The sequence below is a fragment of the Streptomyces canus genome (assembly GCF_041435015.1).
GTDB lineage: Bacteria > Actinomycetota > Actinomycetes > Streptomycetales > Streptomycetaceae > Streptomyces > Streptomyces canus_G.
Map to the genome: position 1 here is coordinate 8,034,608 of NZ_CP107989.1, position 22,416 is coordinate 8,057,023.

Here is a 22,416-nt window from a genome sequence, read left to right on the forward strand (position 1 = left end):
GGGCGTCACTTCATCGTCAGGAACCGCTGCACCAGCGCCGCCAGGAACACCGCGAGCAGCGGCAGCGCGAACCAGAAGCTGCTCTGCAGCCACCGCAACTGCCGCACGCCCGGCCGCACCGCGACCCGCACCACCTCACGGGCCGAGAGCAGCAGGATCAGCGCCAGCGCCGCCAGCGCCCCCACCACCGACCAGGGAGTCCAGGTCACCTGCGGCCCGATCGGCCCGGGATCGGCCTTCGGGACCTTCCCCGCGGGCTGGTCCCGCAGGGCGTACATGGTCACGTCGTCGTTGGTCAGGACCCGCTTGAGGTCCTTGCGGCTGTCGAGGTTGTCGAGCAGCCTCGGCTCCCACGTCCTCGAATAGCCCACGTCCAGACGCAGATACGTGACCTGGCTGACGTTGACCATCAGATACGAGTTCGGGCCGGCGTCCTTCAGCGACTTCACCAGCCCGGACACCAGCACCGGGTCGGTCGGCGCCAGCGTCGGCACGTAGGACACCTTCTCCATGTCCTTCGCGCCCCACGGCATCGCCGGCGTCACATTGTTGAGGGTGTCGTTGGACAGCCACAGCACCCGGACCGTCGGATCGTCGTGCGCGTAGACGTAGTCCATGGCGGCGACCTCGCCGGGCTGGATCCGCTCGAACGGCTCGTTGCCCCACCGGGCGACCAGGAAGCCGCCGACGAGCAGCAGACCCGCCATGAGCGCGGCCACCGGGGCGAGGCTGACCCGGTCCTTCTCGCGTTCCTTCGCGGTGACGCCGGTGCGCGGGAAGAGCGCCAGCGCGGCGAGCAGACCGGCGCCCGGCAGGGCGAACATGAAGACCCGCAGGGCCATCTCGCCGCCGTACGACTGCATGCCGAAGCCGAGGAACGGCACGAAGGTGAGGACGAGCAGCGCGGCTTCCCGGTACTTGTGGTCGCGCCGCCGCCACCAGCCGTAACAGGCGAGGGCCATCACCCCGCCCGCCAGCAGCACGCGCACGTACAGGACCAGCTTGTGGGTCGAACTGCCGCCCTCGATACGGCCGGAGACCGACGAGGAGACGTTGCCGCCGACGCCGCCGACCCCGCCGAACAGGTCGTCGAAGTGTCCCGACCAGTACGGCTCGGCCATCCAGCCGATCCAGGCGGCCACCATGACGGCGAACAGGATGGGCAGACCGCGCAGTTCGCTGCGCCCGATCAGCACGAGCACCGCCAGCACACCGAGCATCACGAACGGCGTGAGCTGGTGGGCGGGCACGCTCGCCGCGAACAGCCCGATCAACACCGCGAGCAGGACGGCTCGTTGGCGGCGGTTCGTGGGTTCGACCTCGGCCTCGCCGGGCCGCCGCTTCGTCCAGATCACGCGCGGGGCGCGGAACCAGACGAGCAGGACCGCCACGAACACCAGGTACAGCAGATAGGTGAAGCCCTGCGGGGAGAAGTAGTCCTGGCCGACCCAGCCGCTGAGCACGAAGATCCAGATGCCGGTCCACTTGGCCCGCCAGCTCGCCCGCATGTGCCGTACGAGCAGGAACATCGGTACCAGATAGAGGAGTTGGATCGCCGTCGGCCACCAGCGGATGACCTCGGTGAAGTCCCTGACCCCGCAGGCCTGCGCGACGAACGCGGCCGCCGCGAAGAAGCCCGGCCAGCTCCAGCGGGCGTCCAGGTCGGGCACCGCGGAGCCGGTCCGGTCGATGTAGTCGATGAACCCGAGGTGCTGCCAGGCCGTCGCGAACCGCGGCTCGGCCTCGATCACCGCGGGCAGCGCGTGCAGCGAGAACACGGTCGCCACCAGCGTGACCAGCAGCAGCGCCTTGTGCTCACGACCCAGCCAGAGCAGCGAGGCGAAGACCACGACCAGGAGCGCCGCGCCGACCAGCGTGGGCAGCGGCAGGATCGAGATCAGCCCGAGCCCGCCCATCCGGTCCAGGTCGGCCTCGCCCAGGCCGAGGGCCGGCACCCAGTACAGGAGCAGCGCGACGGCCAGCAGGCAGCCGAGGAACACACCGAGCCAGGTGGGTTGCAGCCGCTCCCGCCAGGACAGCGGCCGCGGCGGCTCCGCGGACTGTGGCGCCTCCTCCGGTACGGCGGACTCCTCCGGTACGTCGACCTTCTTGCCGGTGTCGAAGGCCACCTCGAACGGCGCGTCCACCTCCGTCTCGGACGGCCCGAGGGAGGACTCGGAGCCAGGCTCCCTCCCCCACTCTCGCATTCGCTCGAGCGGGGGGACCCCCATCTCCACCGGCAGCCCCAGGTCGGACGGCTTCTGCAGCGCCCACGTCGGCCGGTCGCGCGTCACGCCCGGCACGGGCGTGCCCGTGGGCGGGGTGCCGGGACCCGGGCGTACGTCGGGACGGCGTTCCTGGTGGTCGAAGTCGACGTGGATGCCCAGCGCGAGGGTGTCCTGGTCGAGCGCCCAGCCGGGACGGCGGGTGCGGCCGGCGGCCGGTACCTCACGCGCCCCGAGGTCGGCGAGGTCACCGTCGGGAGCCGCGCTCGCGGGGACCTCGGCGGCCGGTGCGTGCCGGATCGTCCGGTACAGCTTGGGCGCGGCGATGGCGACGATCACCGCGAGCGAGGAGATCTCGGCGACGCCCGCTCCGGTCAGCCCCATGCGGGGCAGGAGCAGCAGAGTGAGGCCGAGCACCATGAGGCACAACAGGCCCTGCAGCCAGGCGAGTCCGGAGGTGCGGCTCTGCGCGCGCAGCACCGCGAAGTACGTCTCCATGACGACCCGGAGCACCGCGCCGACGGCGAACCAGCGCAGCAGCGGGGTGGCCGCGTCCGCGTAGCCCGATCCGAACACACCGAGGATCCAGGGCGCCCCGAAGAACAGGACGCCGGCCACCGGCAGCATGATCCGCGCCATCCGCTTCAGTGCGGCACGGGTGTTGGCGGCCAGGCGTGACGGGTCGTGCGAGCCCTCGACGGTCAGGGAGGCGCCCATGTTGATGGCGAGCAGGTTGCAGGTGCCGCCGATCGTCGTGGTGATGTAGAAGTACGCGTTGTCCTGGGAGCTGACCTGGGAGGCCACGATCACCGGGACCAGGTAGACCACGGCGAGCGAGAACAGCGAGCCGGTGTAGTCGCCCGCGAGGAAACGCCCGATCTCCCTGAGGGAAGGCGGCTTCGCGTGGTCCTCGGTCGCCTTCTCGTGGCGCGGCGCCAGGCGCCGGAACACCAGCCAGCCGAGCGGCAGCACGGAGACGGCGATCGCCGCGACCCACGACACGAAGACACCGGCCGTCGGGATCGCCACCGCGAACGCGACCAGGAGTCCCAGCTTCACCGCGGAGAACACGGTGTTGCCGACCGGCACCCACAGCGCGCTGCGCAGGCCGGTCAGCACCCCGTCCTGGAGGGTGAGCACGTTCCAGGCGACGACGGCGGCGATGAAGCCGAGACCGTTCACCGTCCCGTGCAGGAAGCGGTACGACGGCCCCCACATGTCCAGGGTGAGCAGGAAGACGGCCGCGGCGATCGTGACGATCACCGAACTGCCCGCGTACGTACGGGCGATGAGGCGCCCGGTGGCCCGGCCCGCGACCGGTATGAAGCGGGCCAGCGCCCCGGTCAGGGTCACCGCGGTCAGTCCCGCGAGGAGTTTCATCGCGGCGATCGCGGCGGAGCCCTGGCCGACCGCCGACTCGGAGTAGTAGCGGGCGGCCGCCAGCCAGAAGCCGAGGCCCAGCACCGCGGAGATACCGGTGTTGAGCATCAGGGCGTAGGCGTTGCGGAACAGCTGGTTGCCGCCTTGCGCGCCCCTGCCGAGGCCGGGCAGCCGAAGACGGCGCCCCGACTGCTCGGGCGCCTTCGCCGCGGTCGACTCGGGCTCGGTCGTGGTCGTCGTGTCAGACACGGGAACGGGAGACCTTCCGGCGGACCTGTCGTGCTCTTCGGACCAACGCGTACCCCTTGGTGAGGGCACGGTCCCTGGCGAAGTCCCGGGCGATCGCACGGCCCTGGACGAGCCGCTCGAACTCCTCGGCCGTGGTGCTGCGGCGCACGGTGAGGCGGGTGAGCGCATACGGCCCCTGGCTCCGGCGCGCCAGGCCGTTGTTCACGGCGAGCGCCTGGCCGTACCCCGTCTCGCGTACCGCCTCGCGCACCCGGCGGCTGGAATAGCCGTACGGGTAGGCGAGCGAGGCCGGCGCGGTGCCGAGTTCGTCGGTGACGATCTCCCTGGAGTGGATCAGCTCGTGGCGCAGTTCGCTGTCCTCGAGCTGGTCGAGCTGCGGGTGCGTGTGGGTGTGGCCGCCGATCTCGACGTCCGCCGCGGCGAGTTCGCGGACCTGGTCCCAGTCCAGCATGGTGTCCAGGCCGCCGCCCGTGTCGTGGGCACCCCGGATCCAGCCGGTGGAGACGAACACCGTGGCCGTGAAGCCGTGCTTGGCGAGCACGGGCAGGGCGTGGCGGTGGCTGCCTTCGTAGCCGTCGTCGAAGGTGATCAGGACGGGCCGCTCGGGCAGCGGTCGGCCTTCGCGCCAACAGGCGGCGAGGTCGGCGGCCTTGACCGGCGTGAACCCCGACTCGGCGACGATCTCCATCTGCCGGGCGAAGGCCTCCGGGGACACCGACAGCACCCGGGTGGCGGCGTTCGGGTCGGTGGCGACCGCGTGGTACATGAGGATCGGTACGGGCGGCTCAGCCATCTCTCTCCCCCTCGATGTCCGCCACCGTGAACGTGGCTCCGCCCCGCCGCGCCCGGACGGTGCCGACCACATACCCGCCGGCGGCGGTGAGCACCCCGGCGACGATCGCGCCCGCCCGCCCCGCGCCCCCCGGGCGGGACAGCGCGGCGTCCCGCAGCCCGCGCACCACCCCGGCCGGCAGCACCCGGGTGGCGTACCGGCGCTCGGACTCAAGTCCCTTGTCCGCGCCGACACTTCGGGCCACGAGTGCCTTCGACAGGCCCTCCGCGTACGCGCGCGTGCGGAAGTACCCGAAGTGCTCGCGCGCCTCGGGCACCCGGTGGTGGATCACCGCCCGGTCGTCGATCAGCAGGACCGCGTCCGGTCTGGCCCGGCTCAGCCGGATGCACAGCTCCGTCTCCTCGCAGCCCAGCGGGCGTTTGTCGCCGTCCCGTCCGATGCCGGTGGCGAAGCCGCCCGCGGCGTCGAAGGCGCTGCGGCGGAAGGAGGCGTTGCCGCCCAGGACGTTGCGCACCCGGACCAGGCCGGACGGGATGCCCTTGTAGGTGCAGCCGACCACCCAGTCGAACTCCTCGGGGAACCAGACAGGCCGGCGCCCCGACGCCCAGATCGGCATCGTACGGCCGCCGACGGCCATGACCCGCGGGTCCGCGTATCCGGAGGCGAAGTGGCGCAGCCAGTCCCGCTCGGCGACGGCGTCGTCGTCCAGGAAGGCGATCACCTCGCCCCGCGAGGCGGCGATCCCCGTGTTGCGGCCCGCGGACAGGCCGCGGGGGCCCGCGTTGGCGAACACGCGGACCTCCCGAACTTCCTTGTACTCCTTGGCCAGTCGGTCCAGAAGTACCGGATTGTGGTCGACGACCAGCAGTGTCTCCAGGGCCGGATACGACTGCGTACGCACCGAGGTGACCGCCGCGAGGATGTCCTCCCAGCGGTCCTCGGTGTACACGCAGATCACGACGGAGATGTCGGGATCGCTCAAGACACCTCTCCCCGGCGCGAGTCGAGCATCGGCGAGTGATGGGCACGGCGGCGCAGCGCACGCCGGTTCGACCGCTCCCCGAGGATCACCTTGAGCACCCGGAAACCGTCCCGGACGGCCCGCAGATTGCTCGTGCCGTGGATGCGGAGGTACTCGTAGCTCGGTATCTCCTGCACCTTGAGCCCCGCCTTGACCACCCGGATGTTCATCAGGGTCTCCACCTCGAAGCCCGTGCAGTCGAGGTCGATCTTGTCGAGGCAGTGCCGCCAGAAGGCGTTGTACCCGTAGCAGAGATCCGTGTAGCGGGCGCCGAACTTGCGGTTGACGATGGTGCACAGCGCCCAGTTGCCGAGTTTGCGGATGAAGGTCATGTCGTCGGTGCCGCCGCCGTTGGCGAAGCGGGACCCCTTGGCGAAGTCCGCGCCCGAGACCAGGGCGGACACATAGGAGACGATCTCGTTGCCGTCGGCCGAGCCGTCCGCGTCGATCATGACGACGATGTCACCGGTGCAGGCCTCGAACCCGGTGATCAGCGCGTCCCCCTTGCCCTTGCCGTGCTGCTTCACGACCTTCACCTCGGGCCAGAGCTCGAGGGCCACCGCGACGGTGTCGTCCGTGGAGTTGCCGTCCACCAGAACCACTTCGTGGATCCAGTCGGGCAGCGTCTTGAAGACGTACGGAAGGTTCTCCGCCTCGTTCATGGCGGGTATGACGACACTCACCGGTGGCGTGATGGCCAGGTGAGTGGAGATGGGCCGGTACTGGCTGGCTGTCGGCACATCCTGGCCCGCAGTCGCCGGGCGCAGAACTGAACTCATGAGTCTGGTTCCCTCTCGTCCGGTGGACCGCCCGCCCCTGGGCGGTCCGGTTTGTTGCTCCGGTTCGAAAGGGGGGTTCTCACGCGCGGCATGCCGGAAGGAATCTCCGTACCTGCCGGGTGAGCTGGCAAAGCTGGCCGACCGCCGTCGTGCTGTGCTTGCTTCAAAGAAACGACAGCCGGTCGCGCGGCACGACTCGGTGACAAGTGCGGTCACCGAGCACGGCACCCCCCTACCGCGCCCCGCGCCCCCGTCGCGGTCCTTGAGCCCTCCCCTAGAGCCGCTCGATGACGGGACGGTGCGGGTGTGATGTATGACGGTATTGACGATTGAACCCGTATGGCAAGACCTGGAACGAGGCCTCACGTTTTTGTTGGTTTGACCGTTACAGTCGCGCCAGAGCGGATCTTTCCCATTTTCTTCAGCAGCCTGTCGGCGGGTTCGAACAGCTCCGGCCGCACCACCACGGCGTTGCGCAGTGCCCGCGCCGGAGCCCGGCGGACGCGGTGTCCGACCGCGACCGGGTGCCGACGGGTCACCCACCCCTCCGACACGGTCAGTTCCCGTGTCTTCAGGGAGTCCTTGTACTCCTTCTGACCCCGGCCCAGATCGAGGTACGCGACGCCGTCGGCGGCGGCCGCCTCGGCCATGCGCAGATGCAGGATCAGGCCCGGCGAGTACTTCGCGTAGTGCGGGTCGTACGCCGGGAACCAGCACGCGAGGACGCGCTCGGTGCGCAGCCCGAAGTGGGCGGCGACCGGCTTCCCGTCGGCGTACAGCACCGACAGGATCCCCGCGAACGGATCGGACCGGGTGTGGAACAACTGCTCCACCAGCCGGGCGATCCACTCATGCGCGAAGCGGTCGCTGCGGCCGGTCCTGCGGTACTGGGCGGACTTCCAGCCCATCAGGACGCGCAGGGCGGCCGGGTCGCGTTCGTCGTGGACGTAGCGCAGCTCGGTCGCCGTGCGGGCCAGCCGGCGTTCCTTGGCGAGTGTGGTGCGGGTGAACTTCGGTGAGCGTTCCCGCAGACCGGCCAGATACGTCTCGTACCCCTGGTCGACGTCCATGACCGGAGAGGGGAACCTGCCGGAGCCTTCCGCCTCGAACGGCCCCTGGCCCTCCACCAGATGGTCGAACTCCCAGACGGCGAGCCCGCAGGCGCGCAGTAGCTCCCGGGCGTCCCAGGTGAATCCGGGCCGGTGCACCAGTCCCTGGGCGTCCGAGATGCCGAGGCCGACGGCCCGGCCGACACCGGCGGCGGTTCTCCGGAACGGGAAGAACGCGGCGGGCTCGCCCTGCTCCCGTACGACGGCGATCCGCACGCCCCGCCTGCACCGGCCCACCGCGAGCGCGAACTCGGGGGACAGGAACGGGTTCGCGAGCTCTGGCGAGCCCTGCAGATGGGCCTTGGACTGCATGGCGCTCCATGCCGCCCGGTCGGCGGCACTCAGCTCGCCGGGGCGGTACACGCTGATGTCCACGTCAGGCGTCCTGGCCCTTCACCGTACGGCGCCGCCGCATCAGCACCAGCAGCAGGATGAGGGCACTGATCACGGCCATCGCCATGACGCCGCCGCGCGCCGACCAGCGGTGCGTGGCCAGCATGCCCTGGGCCACCAGCATGTTGAGGACGACCGAGCCGGCCAGTGAGGTCAGCACCCGGGCGAACGGATCGAAGCCGCGCAGTGCGGCGGCGATGCCGGCGGCGGGTGCCGCGAGCAGGAAGAAGAGCGTGAGTGGGGCGCGCAGTGGTGAGTCGGAGCCGGTGAACGCGAGCAGCGCGCCGAATCCCCCCACGGCGGTCGCGGCGCCCGCGAGCAACGGCGTCAGGTCTCTCCCCGACGCCTTCGAGGATGTTCCGATACGTGTCGTCTGCATGGGCGACCTTTCCCCCCAGAAAGCGCCGGATGCCGGGCTTCAATGTCGCGCAGTGCCTGGGGGAGCGTCAAGAGCGCGCAGCGGCACGGTCCATGGCGTCGGCACCGATTTTGGCATGGACACTTCCCGTTGCTGCGTGTCGTTGCTACGACGGATACGGCAGAGATCCTGCTAAAGGGAGGTTCCATGAGACGTTCCCGATTTGCCGCGTACGTCGGCTCGCTCCTCCTCGCCCTCGCCGCAGTCCTCACCGGGACAGGCACCGCCCACGCCGCCGAGGGCCCCTATGTGGCCCTGGGAGACTCCTATTCCTCGGGTGTCGGCGCAGGCAGCTACATCAGTTCGAGCGGCGACTGCAAGCGCAGCACGAAGGCCTACCCCTACCTCTGGGCGGCCGCCCATTCACCCTCGTCGTTCGCGTTCGCCGCGTGCTCGGGCGCCCGTACGGGTGATGTTCTGGCGAACCAGCTGACCCCGCTCAGCTCCGCCACCGCACTCGTCTCCATCAGCATCGGAGGCAACGACGCCGGTTTCGCCGACGTCATGACGACCTGTGTGCTCCAGTCCGACAGCTCCTGCCTCTCCCGGATCAACACCGCGAAGGCGTACGTCGACTCGACGCTCCCGGGCCAACTGGACAACGTCTACTCGCAGATCAGCGGCAGGGCCCCCAACGCTCACGTGGTCGTCCTCGGCTACCCCCGCTTCTACCAGCTCGGCGCCACCTGCCTCGGCCTCTCCGACACCAAGCGGAAGGCGATCAACGACGCCGCCGACTACCTCGACACCGCGATCGCCAAGCGGGCCGCGAACCACGGCTTCGCCTGGGGAGACGTCCGCCCCACCTTCACCGGCCACGAACTCTGCTCCGGTAGCGCCTGGCTGCACAGCCTCAACCTGCTCAACATCGGCGAGTCCTACCACCCGACGGCGGCCGGCCAGTCCGGCGGCTATCTCCCGGTCCTGAACAGCGCGGCCTGATCACCCTTCACGGGGACGCAGTGGGGGAGGCCTCGCCGGTGTCGGTCGGGGTCTCCGCCACGCACGTCAGCGCGAAGGGGACCGAGTTGGACGTCTTCTCGACGGGGTCGCGGACCTCCACGCTGATGGTGTCCTCGAACGTCCCGCTGTTGTCCTGGGTGGTGATGAACCGTCTGTCCTGCTGAGTCTTTCCGCCACCGGCCGGGAACGTGAGCGTCTTCCAGCTGCCGTTCACCGAGCCGTTCTTCGACACCCAGCGGTAGGTCACCGTCGCCGGGAGCCGCCCGACCTCCAGCGTGACCGTGAAGGTGGGGGCCGCCGATCTGTCCGGCGGGCAGCTGCCCGTGTAGTCGGTGTTCGAGCCCGCCAGCGAGACGTCCACCGACTGCGGCGGGGGCGCGCTCGTGGTGCTCTTGCTCGGACTCGGCGAGGGGGAGTCGCTGGGCTCGTCCGTCTTGGTCTGCGCGGGTGAACTCACCGCCGGGGTGGTGTCCTTGGCGGTCTCCCCGCCCTTGTCGCCGTTGTCATGGTTCAGCAGCGCGTACGTCAGCCCCGCGATCGCCAGCGCGAGGGCCAGCACGCCCGCGACCAGGACGACGGTCGCGCGACGGTTGCGCTCCGGGGGCCCGGAGGCCGCGACGGGGGTGGAGGTGGGAGTGGGCGCCGGCCGGTACGGGGCCGTCGGCGGCTCCTGCGGGAAGGGCGCCGCCATGGTCGGGGCGTAAGGGCCCGCCTGCACGGCATCCGCCCGGGGCGTGCCTCCCGCCCCGATGATCCGCAGCTCCTGCTCGGCCCGGTCGGCCGGCAGCCGCTGCGCGGGATCCTTGCGCAGCAGCCCCTCGATCACCGGCGTGAGCGGGCCGGCCCGGTACGGCGGCGGCAGCTCCTCGTCCACGATCGCGCGCAGGGTGCTGAGCGGGGTGTTCTGCCGGAAGGGGGAGTTGCCCTCCACGGCGGCGTACAGCAGCACGCCCAGCGACCACAGGTCGGACTCCGGGCCCGGTGTGCGGCCCAGCGCCCGCTCCGGGGCGAGGAACTCGGGCGAGCCGATGACCTCGCCGGTCATCGTCAGTGCCGAACTGCCCTCGACCTGGGCGATGCCGAAGTCGGTGAGCACCACGCGGCCGTCGTTCGACAGCAGCACGTTGGCGGGCTTCACGTCCCGGTGCAGGACCCCGGCCTCGTGCGCGGCCCGCAGCGCGGAGAGCACCTCGGCGCCGATGTGCGCCGTCCGCTGCGGGCTGAGGGGGCCCTCCGCGTCCAGGAGCTCGGCGAGCGAGATGCCGCGCACCAGCTCCATGACGATCCACGGGCGGCCGTCCTGGGTGGCCACGTCGTACACCGTCACCACGTTGCGGTTGGCGACCCGCGCCGCCGCCCACGCCTCGCGCTCGAGGCGGGCGTACAGCCGCTCGACCTCGGACGTCGCCAGTCCGTGCGGCGCGCGCACCTCCTTGACCGCGACCTCGCGGTGCAGCACCTCGTCACGGGCGCGCCACACGGTTCCCATGCCGCCCTCGCCGAGCGGGGACAGGAGTCGGTAGCGGCCCGCGATCAGTCGTTCACTGCCCGGTTCTTCGGACACGGGCGTCCCCCATTCGCATCCGGGCGAAATCTCCACTCCGCGTGATGTTGCACGTGAATTCTGTACAAAAGTAGCTCAGCCGAGTGCGGATGCCGCCCCCTTGAGCACCAATCCTGCCCCGAGAGCCACCACGACGAACGCCGACATCAGGGGCGCGGTCCTGCGCACCAGGGCGGTCATCGGGCTGGCGGCCAGGCGGGGGCGCCTGTCCAGCAGCCGTGTGACTCCACTGCCCAGCCTGACGACGGCGAATCCGGCCGCGGTCAGGGTCAGGGCCAGTCCGACGCCGTACGCCACGACCAGCAGCAGACCGAACCAGGCCTGACCGAGCGCGGCGGCACCGACGAGCACGACGACGGCGGAGGGGCTGGGCACGAGACCACCGGCGAAGCCGAGGAGGATCGTGCCGCGGAGGGTGGGGGCGACGGCGTGGGTGTGGGTGAAGCCGCCGTGCGTGTGTTCGACGGTGGAGGGATGGGGGTGCGGGTGGTCATGGTCGTGGGTGTGGCCGTGCGGGTGGTCATGGTCATGGTCGTGCGTGTGCCCGTGCCCGTGCGGGTGGTCGTGGGTGGGGGCGGGGGCGTGTGCGTGCGTCCGGGTCTCGGCCCCTGCCGTCGCCGGAACGGTCTCCGTGTGGGCGGCGACCAGGACCAGGGAGCGCTCCTCGGGCTCCCCGGCGTCGTGCGGGTGGGCGTGGTCATGCGTGGGCCCGTGCCCGTGCGGGTGAGGGCGGGTGCGCAGGGCCCGGCGCAGGAGGGTGACGCCCGCCGCGGTCACCAGCACCCCGCTCGCGATGCCCAGCCAGGCGATCACCGACGGGGCCGCCGCCGAGCCGGCCGTGACGAGGAGGCCCAGCGCGACCACGCCCAGGGTGTGGGTGACGGTCACGGAGGCGGCCAGCGGCAGGACGTCCTTCATCCGGGCCTTGCCGCCGCGAGCCGCCGCCACCGCGGCCATCAGGGTCTTGCCGTGCCCCGGGGCCAGCGCGTGCATCGCGCCCAGGACGACCGCGATGAGCAGGGCGAGCGCCGCGAAGCCGACGGTGAGGTCGTGCCGGGCGACCAGGGAGTCCAGGGCGCGGGTCCAGCGGTCGGCGCCGCGAGGCAGCACGGAGGCGGCGGGGGCGTCCGACTGCTCTTCGGCGAGGGCGGGACCGCCGGGCCGCACGCGCAGCGAGGCGGTCACGGTGTCGGCGGGGGAGGAGAGCAACTCCTGCGGGTAGGTGGTCAGTTCGTCCGAGACCGACTTCGTGGGCACGTCCGACCTCGTGAGCGTCGTCCGGTCGCCGCGCGCGGTGATCTCGCGCCAGCCGGGCCCCGAGTCGGTGCCCGCGCTGTGGAAGCCGAGGGCGACGGTGGCGTCCTCGGGCAGCGGGGCGGTCAGCCGGCACTCCACGCGGAGGGTGTCGAGCCCGGCCTGACCGGGACGCACCCGCGCGTGGCCGGCCCGCACGGTCAGGGCGACCGTACGGCCGTCGACGGTGACCTTGCTGCCCTCCGCCGCCTTTCGGCAGCGCTGAGCGGCCCACTCGGTCATGCCGAGCTTCTCGATGTCCGGCTTGGCCTGGGTGGCCGGGATCTCGGCGAGGTCCTCGACGTGGTCGACGCGGAGTGCGCCGGGGGCGGCGACGAGACCGTCGTACCGATTGACGGTGAAGTTGCCGAGGGGGTGGGCGCTCGCGCTGCTGGAAGGGAGCAGCGCGAGCGCACAAGCCGCCGTCAGGACGGCCGTGACGGACGCGAACAGACGGCGGGGCCTCACTTGGACGCCTCCTTGAGAGCCTTGCGGGCCTCGCGGGCGCCGAGGGGGGAGAAACCGGGGTTGAGTTTCAGGGCGGAGCCGAGATGACTCCGGCCTTCCTTCCGGTCGCCCGCGGCGAGTTCGATGATCCCGCGGTGGTAGAGGAAGGAGGCGTTGCGGTAGCCGGTGGCGGTGGCCTGGCGGGCGTACGGCAGGGCCTCCTTGTCGCGCCCGTTCACGTGCAGGGCCCAGGCGAGGGCGTCCGCGGTGTGCACGGTGTGCCGGCGCGCCCACTCGGCGCGGGCGGCGCGCAGGGCGGACGCCTTGTCGCCGTGGTCGGCGGCGGCGAGCGCGGTGTCGAGATCGGCGTTGACGCCGTTGGCCCGGGCGAGGGCCGTCCAGGCGTCCACGAGCGCGTACTGGTCCTTGGCCTTCGCCTCGTCACCGTCGGCGCCCCGGTCCTCGTACAGCTCTCCGAGCCCGACGAGAGGCCCGGGCAGCGGATACCGGGCCACGACGGCCTCCATACCCTTGATCGCGGCGGCGCGGTCCCCGTTCGCGGCCTGGGCACGGGCCCGGCCCTCCAGTGCGGGAAGGTAGGCGTCGTCGGCGGCGAGGGCGCGGGCGTAGTCGGTGAGGGCCGTGTCGTAGTCGCCCTGGTTCCAGGCGAGCTGGCCCAGCGCGGTGGCCACGTAGGCGATGTCTCCCGGAGTGGTCGCGGTGGACAGGGCCTGTTCCAGGACCGTGCGGGCGGTACGGACGTCGCCGCGGAGCTCGTGGACGTACGCGTAGCGGGTGAACACCGGGATGCCGGGCCGTCGTTCGTCCGCGAGGTCGGCGGCCTTCGAGGCCTCGTCGTAGCGGCCGAGTTCGACGAGGGCGTCGATCCGGGAGGACAGGGCGCGCTCGCTGTAGGGGTTCTGCTTCAGCACCCGGTCGGCGTAGGCCAGGGCATCCTTGAAGTCGTGCCGCGCGGCGGCGAGTGCGGCGAGGCCGGCGAGCCCCTGCTCGTTGTCGGCCTTCAGCTCCAGCGACTTCTTGAGCGCCTGCTGGGCCTGCGGATACCGGGAGGGATCACCCTTGGTCCGCGCCTGCTCGACGTAGGCGAGTCCGAGGGTGGCCCAGCTGCCGAAGTCCTTGGGCTGACCGCGCAGATGGGCCTGGAGGGCCCTGATGCCCGCGTCGAGGTCCCCACTGGCCATGAGCCCGGGCGAGACCGCCGACGACGACGAACTGGCCACCGTGGCGGTGCCACCGTCCCGCAGCGCTCCGATGGCGATCGACCCACCGGTCAGCGCGACGGCCAACAGAGCCGCGCACCCGGCGAGTTGAGCGGCCCGCCAGCGCCGCCCGGCCTCCGAGACCCGCCGTACGGCGGTGACCTTCTCCTCGGCGCCCTGAGCAGAGGGCTCCGCGGTCTCCGACGATCCGTCGTGCTCGTTCTCGGGTGCGCTGTCGGTCGTAGACCCGGACATGCCCTCTCCTGATTGGCTCGTGATCGTGTGGTGCGGCGCGGCCCGCACCGTGGGGGATGAGTGATGTGCGGGCCGCGCCAGTGAAGGGGGGACTTGCAGGTTCCTCAGGCGGCGCTCAGTACGCCCGTCGCCGCATCCGGCGCCACCACATGAGCGCCGCTCCGATGAGCACGATCCCGGCCGCACCGGCGCCCGCGGACCCGGCGATCAGGGACATGTTGTCGCCGGAACCGGAGGCACCCGCCGGAGACAGCGCGTCCCCGAGCTGGTTGCGGACGTCGTTGCCCGACGACGTCCCCTTGGCCAGCGGCCCCCGGGACCCCTCGGTCGGCAGTGCCACGTACGGGAACGACTTCTCGAAGTCCTTGTCGTTCTTGTCGACGGCGTCACCGAGGTCGTTCTTGGACCCGACCAGCTCACCCTCGACGACCTGGAGCGACGCGTCGATCACGTCGTCCGTCAGCCGCCGTCCGTTCGGGAATCCGGCGTTGTCGCCATCAAGCACACCGAGCCGCTTCGGAGAATCGGTGGGCTTGATGGACGTGTTGAGGCGCAGCTCCTCCGCGGGGCGCACGTAGGGCGGCTGGTTCAACCCCTTCACACCCTTGAGGAACACGTCCACGAGGTCGTTGCGAGGCTCCTTCGGGGCGGGGATCTTGTAGATCGCCTCGATGAGCTTCGGCAGTTCGGGGTTGGTCACGTTCTTGAGGAACTGGGCGTCGTCCCACGGCGCGGACGCGTTGAACTTGTCCTTGTCCTTCAGCGGGTTGACGACCTCGTTGACGAGCGGGTTGCCCAGACGCGAGACCTGGGAGTAGTACCCCTGCGCGTTCCTGCGCTGGGTCGTCGACCAGATGCCCACGACCGGCTGGTGCGAGGACTCGGTGATCATGTCCGTCGGGACCTGCAGGGCGATCGAGTTGACGTTGTAGCCCTTGAGCGTGTCGTTGCCGACCTCGGTGAGGTTCCCGCCGTACAGAAGGTCGAAGACGCGCAGGTCGGCGAAGAACGGGTCGTCGGCCTGGCCGGCGAACGACGTCGAGTCGTTGGGAAGCTTGTAGACCGCCTGGTCGCGCAGCTTCTCGTAGTTCGGCATGGAGGCCTTGCCGACGTTCGACGGCGCCACCGGGATGTCGTCGGCGAGCTTCGTCTTGTACTTGACCTTCTGGTTCTTCAGCTGGAACAGCTCGATGTCGTACGTCTGCGTGACGTTCAGGTCGGGGTCGTCGAGGCTCTCGACCGCGCCCGTGTTGTACAGGAACGACTTCTTGTTCTTGACGTGCGTCTTGAAGGTGAAGCGGTACAGCAGATCGCCCTGACCGTCACCGTTGTTGTCGATGTGGAGGTCGTACTGCGCGTCCTCGGCGAACTGGTAGAAGTTCGGGCCGCCGCCGGGCTCCTCGAAGGGGATCCAGTTGGCGACGATCGTCGTCGAGTCGGGCTTGTCGGGGCTGACGAACGCGTACAAGTCCGTGTTGTCGTGCTGGGGGTCGCCCGAGATCAGCGGGGCCTCCCGGTGACTGGAGGCGGAGGCCGCCCCGGGTTCCAGCGTGGCCACGCCGGCGGCTGCGAGCCCAGTGGCGGCCAGCGCGCCACAGATGAGGGTCGCAAGGCTGCTGCGTCCCGAGCCGTTCCTGGAGATAGGTGTCATGCCGTCCGTCCTCAGTCCAACTTGCCTGACGCCCGGTGATTCGGAGTGGTGGGCGGGTCGGATTGGTCGAATCTCAAAACTTCTTTTCTGCTGCTCGACCCGCGTTTTCGGCCTTCTGATCCGTAACCCCATACGGAGGTGTGTGCGTTGCGAGTACCTCGTGGGACGGGACGGCCCAGGTGCGGGTTTGCGGGAGGGGGCGGCGAGTTGGAGGCGGACGAGCTTCTGATGCTCGTGGCGGGAGGGGACCAGAGGGCATTCGAGGAGCTCTACGGGCTCGTGGCCGGGCCGGTGTTCGGGCTCGTACGGCGTGTGGTGCGTGATCCGGCGCAGTCGGAGGAGGTGTCGCAGGAGGTGCTGCTCGAATGCTGGCGGTCCGCCGCGCGGTTCGACCCGCGCCGGGGCAGCGCGCTGTCCTGGGTCCTCACCCTCGCGCACCGCCGTGCCGTCGACCGGGTGCGCAGCGCCCGCGCGGCCGGTGAACGCGATCAGCGCGAGGCACGCCGGTCCCATCACCCCGCCTTCGACATGGTGACCGAGGAGGTCGAGGCGGGCCTCGAACGCGAGTGGGTGCGCCGGTGTCTGGAGCGTCTGACCGAACTCCAGCGCCAGTCCGTCACCCTCGCCTACTACGACGGCTACACGTACCGTGAAGTGGCCGAGCGGCTCTCGCTGCCGCTGGGCACGGTGAAGACGCGGATGCGTGACGGACTGACCCGCTTGCGGGAGTGCCTGGGAGGTGCGGCGTGAGCCTCTTCCGCCGGGAAGATCTGCACTCCCTCGCGGCCCCGTACGCTCTCGACGCCCTGGAGCCCGCCGAGCGGGCCCGCTTCGAGAGGCACCTCAAGGACTGCGACAGCTGTGCGGCGGAAGTGCGTGCGCTGTCCGAGGACGCGGTGCGGCTCGCGTGGTCGGCCGCCGCTCCGCCGCCGATCGCGATGCGCGACCGGGTGCTGGCCGCCGTCCGCACCCTCCCGCAGGAGCCCGCCGTACGGCCGGAGCCGGTACGGGCGCGGCCGGAGCCGGTACGGGCGCGCAAGTCGCAGCTGCCGCCCCATGTCTGGGGGGCCCAGCCGCCGCCCAGGCAGCGTCAGAGGCGTCCGCTGTTCGTACCGTTCGCGACGGCCACCGCGGCCGCGGCACTTGTCGTCGCCTCGCTGTTCGCCGTTCAGGCCAACCGGACACAGGACGAACTGGACGCGCAGAAGGCCCAGGCCAGTGAGATCGCCCACGTTCTCCAGGCCGCGGACGCAGCGGCGACCCGGGGGCAGGACGCACAGGGCCGCACCATCGGAGTGATCGCTTCCGCATCGGAGGGGCGCGCGGTCGTCACCCTGAGCGGGTACAGCGCGCCCCCGAGCGGCCGCGTGCGCCAGCTGTGGCTCATGCGCCCCAACGAGCAACCGCGCTCCCTCGGGCTCTTCGCCGCCGACACGCCCTTGGTCGCGACCGGACTCGACAAGTCCGCGACATCACTCGCTGTGACCGTCGAGCCCGATGGGGGCTCCCCGCAGCCCACTACCCAGCCAGTTGTCCAACTCGCCCTGAAATCGGTTGGATTCGGAGAGTAATCATGGAGGGGTCGTCAACACCCTTGCGGGGAAGGTGAATCCTGTGACGCCGATACACGTGTGCCCCGACGGGGCGATAGGGTTACCCTGCCCGGGCCGGGTGGACTCGTACGGGTGGGGAGTGACATGGAACAGATAGCAGTGCGCAGGGCGAGGGTCCCTGCGATCACCTGCGGGAGCAGCGCGACCAGTTCGCGCCTCGACCGCCATCTCTCGGTGCTGTCGGGACCTGCCGTCCCGCAGCGAGAGGCGGCCGAGGCGACGTCGCTGATGCGTGAGCTGACCGCGCGTGACACCACCAAGCAGGAGCGCAGTGACAGGGGTGCGCGGGTGCGCCGCGTCTCGCTGTTCGCGCCCCTGCGCCGACTGCGCCGTTCGCTGTTCGGCGGGCGCTGAGCCGTACGGCTCGCCGGGCCCCCTGGGCTCGGACGTCCCGACCCGCGCTCGGCCGGTCGCGCCACCCCGGCGTCGTGCTGCCCTCCCGTCCGTCATCCCCACGGCATGCAGCACGATCCAGGTGAATCGGTCGAGCGCGGGGCACGTCCCCACCTCAGTCCACAAGCACACCAGACTTGTCATGCACTCCGAGGTCGGCCCGGGCCCCGGCAGGGCCCGAACTCCCCTCCCGGCAAGAGGCGTTCAGCCCTCGCCCTGCGCGTACCGCCGTACGGCCAGCGGCGCGACGACCGCGAGCAGCACCGCACACCACATCAGTGACCCGGCGATCGGGTGGGCCACCGGCCAGGCGGCCCCCTCCGGCACCGGGGCGTTGCCGAACAGGTCCCGCAGGGCCGTGGTCACCGCGCTGATGGGGTTCCACTCGGCGAGGGTGCGCAGCCAGCCGGGCAGCCCCTCGGTCGGGATGTACGCGTTGGACAGCAGCGGCAGGATGAACGTCGCACCGCCCAGTTGACCGGCGGCCTCCTCGCTCCGGGTGAGCAGGCCGAGGTAGATGCCGATCCAGGTGGTCGCGAACCGGAACAGCAGCAACAGCCCCACGGCGCCCACCGCTTGCAGCGCGGACTTCTCCACGCGCCAGCCCACCGCGAGCCCCACCAGCAGGAACGGCACCATGCCGGCTGCGGTGACCAGCACGTCCGCGACCGACTGTCCCAGCGGCACGGCCGCCCGGCTGATCGGCAGGGTGCGCAGCCGGTCCGTCACGCCCCGGTGGACGTCCTGGGCCGCCTGGAACATCCCGGTCATGATCCCGTTCGCCGCCGTCGCCACCAGCAGGCCCGGCACCAGGAAGGACCGGTACTCCTCGCCCGGCATCGCCAGCGCGCTGCCGAAGACATAGCCGAAGAACAGCAGCATGGTGATCGGCATGGTCTGGGTCAGGATCAGCAGCCCCGGGGTGTTCCGGATCCGCTGCAGCTGACGGCCCAGCATCGCGGTGCCGTCGTGGGCCAACATGCTCATGCCGCAACCTCCTTGGTGAGTCGCAGGAAGACGTCGTCGAGGGTCGGTGGCCGGATGCTCGCGTCGAGCAACGGCACCCCCGCCGCGTCCAGTTCACGCACCAGCCGGGGCAGCGTGAGCGTGGTGTCCCGGGTGACCGCGCCGACCGAGTTGCGGACGTGGTCGAACGACGGCTGCCCGCCGGTGAGTTGGTCGAGGACCCCGGCCGCCTTCGTCAGGACCTCCGCGTCCGCGACGACGACCTCGACATGCGCCCCGATCAACGCCTTGAGCTGGGACGGCGAACCCGTGTGCGCGACCCGCCCCTTGTCCACCAGGGCGATGTCATGGGCCAGTTGGTCGGCCTCCTCCAGGTACTGCGTGGTCAGCAGCACGGTCGTGCCGTCCGCGGTGAGGTCGCGCACGGCGTCCCGGATGAGGTTGCGGCTGGCCGGGTCGAGGCCGGTCGTCGGCTCGTCGAGGAACAGGATCTCGGGGCGGCGGATCAGGCTCGCCGCCAGGTCCAGACGGCGGCGCATGCCCCCCGAGTAGGTGGACGCGGCCCGGTCGGCGGACTCGGTCAGCCCGAAGCGTTCGAGCAGCTCGGCGGCCCGCTCGGCCGGCCCCCGCACGCGGTGCAGCCGGGCGAACAGCCTGAGGTTCTGCCGCCCGGTGAGGTCCCCGTCGACCGAGGCGTACTGCCCGGTGACGGCGATGGCGCGGCGTACGGCCTCCGGTTCCCGGACGAGGTCGTGTCCGGCGACCCGCGCGGAACCGGCGTCCGGCCGCAGCAGCGTGGTCAGCAGCCGTACGGCCGTGGTCTTGCCCGCGCCGTTGCTGCCGAGGATGCCGCAGACCGTGCCCGGCGCGACCGCGAGATCGAGACCGCGCAGGGCATGGACCTCCCCGAATCGCTTCTCCAGACCTTCACTAAGTACAGCGTACGTAGAAGTCATGGCAGGACCATAGCGCACTACGTACGCTGTACGTAACTAGGATGGTGGCCGAGGTGATGATCGATGGCGGGCCGAGCGGCCGTACCCGAAGTGATCTGGGCGCGTCCTGAGCGGACGGGGCGTGGGCCCAGGCCCGCGTTCACCAGGGCGGACATCGCTGCCGCGGCGGTGCGGCTCGCGGATGCCGGGGGCCTGGAGGCGGTGTCCATGCGGCACGTCGCGGCCGAACTGGGTTGCGGGACGATGTCGCTGTACAACTACGTCCCCCGTAAGGAGGACCTGTACGAGCTGATGGTGGACGCGGTCAGCGGGGAGCACGAGCTGTTCGAGCCGACCGGTGACTGGCGGGCCGACATGCTCCGCAACGCGCGCCAGACCAAGGCGCTCATGCACCGGCACGCCTGGATGGTGCGGCTGATGTCAGGGGTGTACGGCTTCAGCCCCAACGCCCTGCGCTATCTGGAGCACTGCCTCGCCTGCCTCGACCCGCTGGACGCCGCCAGCGGCACGAAGATCGAGCTGGTCGCGATGCTCAACGGGTGTGTGACGACGTACGTCTCGAACGAGTTGTCCACGGCGGAGCGGGTGCGGTCGCTGCCGTGGTCGCAGGAGCAGGAGAACGCGGTGCGGATCGCGTATCTCGGTAGTCAGGTGGCGTCGGGGGCGTATCCGCGGCTGGCGGCGTCGTTCATGGAGGACGCGGGGCCGATCGATCTGGACGCGGTGTTCGAAAGGATGCTGGAGCGGGTCCTGGACGGCTTCGCGCCCAGAAGCTAGAGCAGGGTGAGCTGCCCCTCCGGCCCCTCCTCGTGGCCGTCCAGGACCGAGGCCGGCCTGCGGGCCGAGTCCGGGACGGGCAGGACCCCCGCCTCGCGCAGATCGCTCGCCGTGATCCGCGACGTCGATGCGTCCTGGAGGGGCTGGAGATCCGCCAGCAGGGCCAGCACGGTGATCAGTTCGAGCAGCTCCGATGTCCACGGCTGCGGCCACGTCGCCGGACGGATCGCGGCCAATGTGCCCGGCTCCGGTTCCGTGACGCGGGCCGTGAACCACTGCTCCAGGACCCGCACTCCGCCGGCCTCGAAGTCCCAGGCCTTCGGCGGTACGGGGGAGATGCGGCCCTCGCCCAGCAGCAGGGCCTCCTCGTCGCGGTCGTAGTCCAGGGTCAGGGGACGGGACGGCAGGGGTGCGCGGACGTAGGGGCGGCGGCCTCCGGGCAGCTTCGGGCGGTCGCCGTCGCGGCGCATCAGCCAGAGGACGCGGTGACCCGACTCGACGCCGCGGGACCACAGTTCGGGATCGTCGGTGAGCGGGACGGTGAGGTCCGGGCGGACCGCCGCCACGATCCAGGCGAGCACGTCCAGGGGTTCCACCGTGGTCCCGAGGCGCGTCCGCAGGTGCTTCAGGAGCCCCGGTGCCAGGTTCGGCTCCGTGCCGCCCGGGCGGCGGTACAGGGGGCGGACCCGGCCGGGACGGAGCAGGGGGAGGAGGGAGGTGGCCAGGAGCTGGGGTCCGTGGCCGTCCGTGGGGGTCTCCACCACGAAAACCTGGTCCTCGTCCGCCACTCGCCAGAGCTCGGGCCGGGCCGCGTCGATCAGCCGGTGGTCCGGGATCAGCCACTGCTCGTCGAAGGGCGCGCGCAGGACCCGTAGCGGCTCCGGGCAGGGCCCGGTGGCGCGCGCGAGCTTCTCCGTGCCGCCCGTCCGTCCCGGCAGCTGCCCGATCGCCGAGCGCAGGGTACGGGAGCGGGTGGGCTCGAACAGGGCTTCCCGGTCGGGACCCTCGGCCTTCAACAGGGTGTCCCAGCGGGCTTTCAGGGAGGCCGCGTCGGGCCCCGTCGGCCACCCCCGGCCGAGCCGCGGCGGTGCGACGGACCACGGCATGAGGTCCGCCAGCGGCGGAGCGTCGTCGTGCGTCACGCTGGGCATCGTACGACCTGTGACAGACAGTGCGGTCACGTGGCGTCCAGGGTGACGGTGAACGAGAACCGGTCGCCCCGGTAGTGGATCACCGCCACGTCGAGCACCCGGCCGTCCGTGTCGTAGGTGACCCCCGTGTAGTGGAGGATCGGGCTCAGCAGCGGGACTTGGAGCAGCCGAGCGGTCTCGGGATCCGCGAGGCGCGCCTCCACGGTGTCCGTGATGCGGCTGATGTCCGCCCCGACGACGTCCCGCAGCACCTTGGTCATCGGCCGGCGCGCCAGATCCGACGGGTCGATGCGCGCGGCCAGTTCGGGGCGGACGTAGTTGCGGGCATGGTTGGTCGGCTCACCCGTCTGCTCGTCGCTGCGCAGTCGGTGGTACGCGGCCACCTCGTCCAATTCCGGGAAGTACTCGGCGAGTTCGGGCGGCACGGGCGACTTGCCGTGCTCCAGCAGCTCGGTCGTCATACCGGACTGCTGGGCCAAGATCGCGTCCACCGAGCCGAGCAGCCGGACGGGGGTGCCCCGACGGGCGTCCGGCTCGATGAAGGTGCCCCGGCGACGGTGGCGGCTGATCAGCCCCTCGTCCTCCAGCTCCTTCAGCGCCTGCCGCATGGTCAGCACGCTCACGCCGTAGTGGCCGGCCAGCTGTTCCTCGGTGGGCAGGCGCAGCGGGTCCTGCGGTGAGCGGCCGAGTATCGAGGCGCGCAGGGACTGCGACACCTGGTACCAGAGCGGCAGCTTGCGGTTCAGGACGATCGAGTCCGGGGCGAAGGAGGTCACGGGCTATCCGTACCTTCCGCGGAT

Annotated in this window: 19 protein-coding genes; 5 read left to right on the forward strand and 14 right to left on the reverse strand. The window is 71.0% G+C overall.

What is annotated here, in order from left to right:
• Nucleotides 1–5: 5 nt before the first annotated feature.
• The 6 genes from OG841_RS36695 to OG841_RS36720 all read right to left on the reverse strand — a co-directional run bounded on the left by OG841_RS36695 (nucleotide 6) and on the right by OG841_RS36720 (nucleotide 8,328).
• Nucleotides 6–3,854 (reverse strand): lipopolysaccharide biosynthesis protein, encoded by a 3,849-nt coding sequence (locus OG841_RS36695; RefSeq protein ID WP_328637446.1) that lies wholly within the window; start codon nucleotides 3,852–3,854, stop codon nucleotides 6–8.
• Entirely contained in the window at nucleotides 3,847–4,647 is an 801-nt protein-coding gene (locus OG841_RS36700) for a polysaccharide deacetylase family protein (protein ID WP_328637445.1), read from the reverse strand. The genes OG841_RS36695 and OG841_RS36700 overlap by 8 nt, the downstream gene beginning before the upstream one ends.
• On the reverse strand, nucleotides 4,640–5,629 hold the full coding sequence (locus OG841_RS36705; RefSeq protein ID WP_328637444.1) for a glycosyltransferase: 990 nt from the start codon (nucleotides 5,627–5,629) through the stop codon (nucleotides 4,640–4,642). Before OG841_RS36705 ends, OG841_RS36700 begins: the two co-directional genes overlap by 8 nt.
• Complete coding sequence (locus tag OG841_RS36710; protein ID WP_328637443.1) at nucleotides 5,626–6,447, reverse strand: glycosyltransferase family 2 protein; 822 nt, start codon at nucleotides 6,445–6,447, stop codon at nucleotides 5,626–5,628. The genes OG841_RS36705 and OG841_RS36710 overlap by 4 nt, the downstream gene beginning before the upstream one ends.
• Nucleotides 6,448–6,809: 362 nt before the next feature.
• On the reverse strand, nucleotides 6,810–7,931 hold the full coding sequence (locus OG841_RS36715) for a GNAT family N-acetyltransferase (RefSeq protein WP_328637442.1): 1,122 nt from the start codon (nucleotides 7,929–7,931) through the stop codon (nucleotides 6,810–6,812).
• A 1-nt stretch (nucleotide 7,932) separates the two neighbouring features.
• The gene (locus OG841_RS36720) at nucleotides 7,933–8,328 is read right to left on the reverse strand and encodes a hypothetical protein (RefSeq protein WP_328637441.1); all 396 of its coding nucleotides are present in this window, start codon (nucleotides 8,326–8,328) and stop codon (nucleotides 7,933–7,935) included.
• 186 nt (nucleotides 8,329–8,514) lie between these two features.
• Here OG841_RS36720 and OG841_RS36725 point away from each other — a divergent pair, with 186 nt between their 5' ends.
• Entirely contained in the window at nucleotides 8,515–9,309 is a 795-nt protein-coding gene (locus OG841_RS36725) for an SGNH/GDSL hydrolase family protein (protein WP_328637440.1), read from the forward strand.
• Nucleotides 9,310–9,316: 7 nt separating this feature from the next.
• Here the strand turns inward: OG841_RS36725 and OG841_RS36730 are convergent, their stop codons facing one another.
• The 4 genes from OG841_RS36730 to OG841_RS36745 all read right to left on the reverse strand — a co-directional run bounded on the left by OG841_RS36730 (nucleotide 9,317) and on the right by OG841_RS36745 (nucleotide 15,760).
• Nucleotides 9,317–10,894, reverse strand: coding sequence for a serine/threonine-protein kinase (locus tag OG841_RS36730; protein WP_365120321.1), 1,578 nt, complete (start codon nucleotides 10,892–10,894; stop codon nucleotides 9,317–9,319).
• A 75-nt stretch (nucleotides 10,895–10,969) separates the two neighbouring features.
• Nucleotides 10,970–12,655: an urease accessory protein UreH domain-containing protein gene (locus OG841_RS36735; RefSeq protein WP_328637438.1), complete on the reverse strand. Its 1,686-nt coding sequence runs from the start codon at nucleotides 12,653–12,655 to the stop codon at nucleotides 10,970–10,972.
• Complete coding sequence (locus OG841_RS36740) at nucleotides 12,652–14,109, reverse strand: tetratricopeptide repeat protein (RefSeq protein ID WP_328637437.1); 1,458 nt, start codon at nucleotides 14,107–14,109, stop codon at nucleotides 12,652–12,654. Before OG841_RS36740 ends, OG841_RS36735 begins: the two co-directional genes overlap by 4 nt.
• Before the next feature lie 115 nt (nucleotides 14,110–14,224).
• On the reverse strand, nucleotides 14,225–15,760 hold the full coding sequence (locus tag OG841_RS36745) for a DUF4331 domain-containing protein (RefSeq protein WP_371568567.1): 1,536 nt from the start codon (nucleotides 15,758–15,760) through the stop codon (nucleotides 14,225–14,227).
• Between the two features lie 207 nt (nucleotides 15,761–15,967).
• Between OG841_RS36745 and OG841_RS36750 the strand changes: the two genes are divergently transcribed.
• The 3 genes from OG841_RS36750 (at nucleotide 15,968) to OG841_RS36760 (ending at nucleotide 17,727) form a co-directional block, all read left to right on the forward strand.
• The gene (locus tag OG841_RS36750) at nucleotides 15,968–16,510 is read left to right on the forward strand and encodes a sigma-70 family RNA polymerase sigma factor (protein WP_328637435.1); all 543 of its coding nucleotides are present in this window, start codon (nucleotides 15,968–15,970) and stop codon (nucleotides 16,508–16,510) included.
• A complete protein-coding gene (locus OG841_RS36755) occupies nucleotides 16,507–17,331 on the forward strand; it encodes an anti-sigma factor (protein WP_371568569.1) in 825 nt (274 codons plus the stop codon). The genes OG841_RS36750 and OG841_RS36755 overlap by 4 nt, the downstream gene beginning before the upstream one ends.
• A 126-nt stretch (nucleotides 17,332–17,457) precedes the next feature.
• A complete protein-coding gene (locus OG841_RS36760) occupies nucleotides 17,458–17,727 on the forward strand; it encodes a hypothetical protein (protein ID WP_059207754.1) in 270 nt (89 codons plus the stop codon).
• A 243-nt stretch (nucleotides 17,728–17,970) separates the two neighbouring features.
• Here OG841_RS36760 and OG841_RS36765 read toward each other — a convergent pair whose 3' ends face one another.
• Entirely contained in the window at nucleotides 17,971–18,753 is a 783-nt protein-coding gene (locus tag OG841_RS36765; protein WP_371568573.1) for an ABC transporter permease, read from the reverse strand.
• Nucleotides 18,750–19,688 (reverse strand): ATP-binding cassette domain-containing protein, encoded by a 939-nt coding sequence (locus OG841_RS36770; RefSeq protein WP_328637432.1) that lies wholly within the window; start codon nucleotides 19,686–19,688, stop codon nucleotides 18,750–18,752. The genes OG841_RS36765 and OG841_RS36770 overlap by 4 nt, the downstream gene beginning before the upstream one ends.
• Nucleotides 19,689–19,751: 63 nt before the next feature.
• Here OG841_RS36770 and OG841_RS36775 point away from each other — a divergent pair, with 63 nt between their 5' ends.
• Nucleotides 19,752–20,465: a TetR/AcrR family transcriptional regulator gene (locus OG841_RS36775; RefSeq protein ID WP_328637431.1), complete on the forward strand. Its 714-nt coding sequence runs from the start codon at nucleotides 19,752–19,754 to the stop codon at nucleotides 20,463–20,465.
• Here the strand turns inward: OG841_RS36775 and OG841_RS36780 are convergent.
• Entirely contained in the window at nucleotides 20,462–21,616 is a 1,155-nt protein-coding gene (locus tag OG841_RS36780) for a type ISP restriction/modification enzyme (RefSeq protein WP_365120316.1), read from the reverse strand. The two genes, OG841_RS36775 and OG841_RS36780, sit on opposite strands and share 4 nt — an antisense overlap.
• 26 nt (nucleotides 21,617–21,642) lie before the next feature.
• A complete protein-coding gene (locus tag OG841_RS36785) occupies nucleotides 21,643–22,392 on the reverse strand; it encodes a GntR family transcriptional regulator (RefSeq protein WP_371568577.1) in 750 nt (249 codons plus the stop codon).
• Nucleotides 22,393–22,416: the final 24 nt, after the last annotated feature.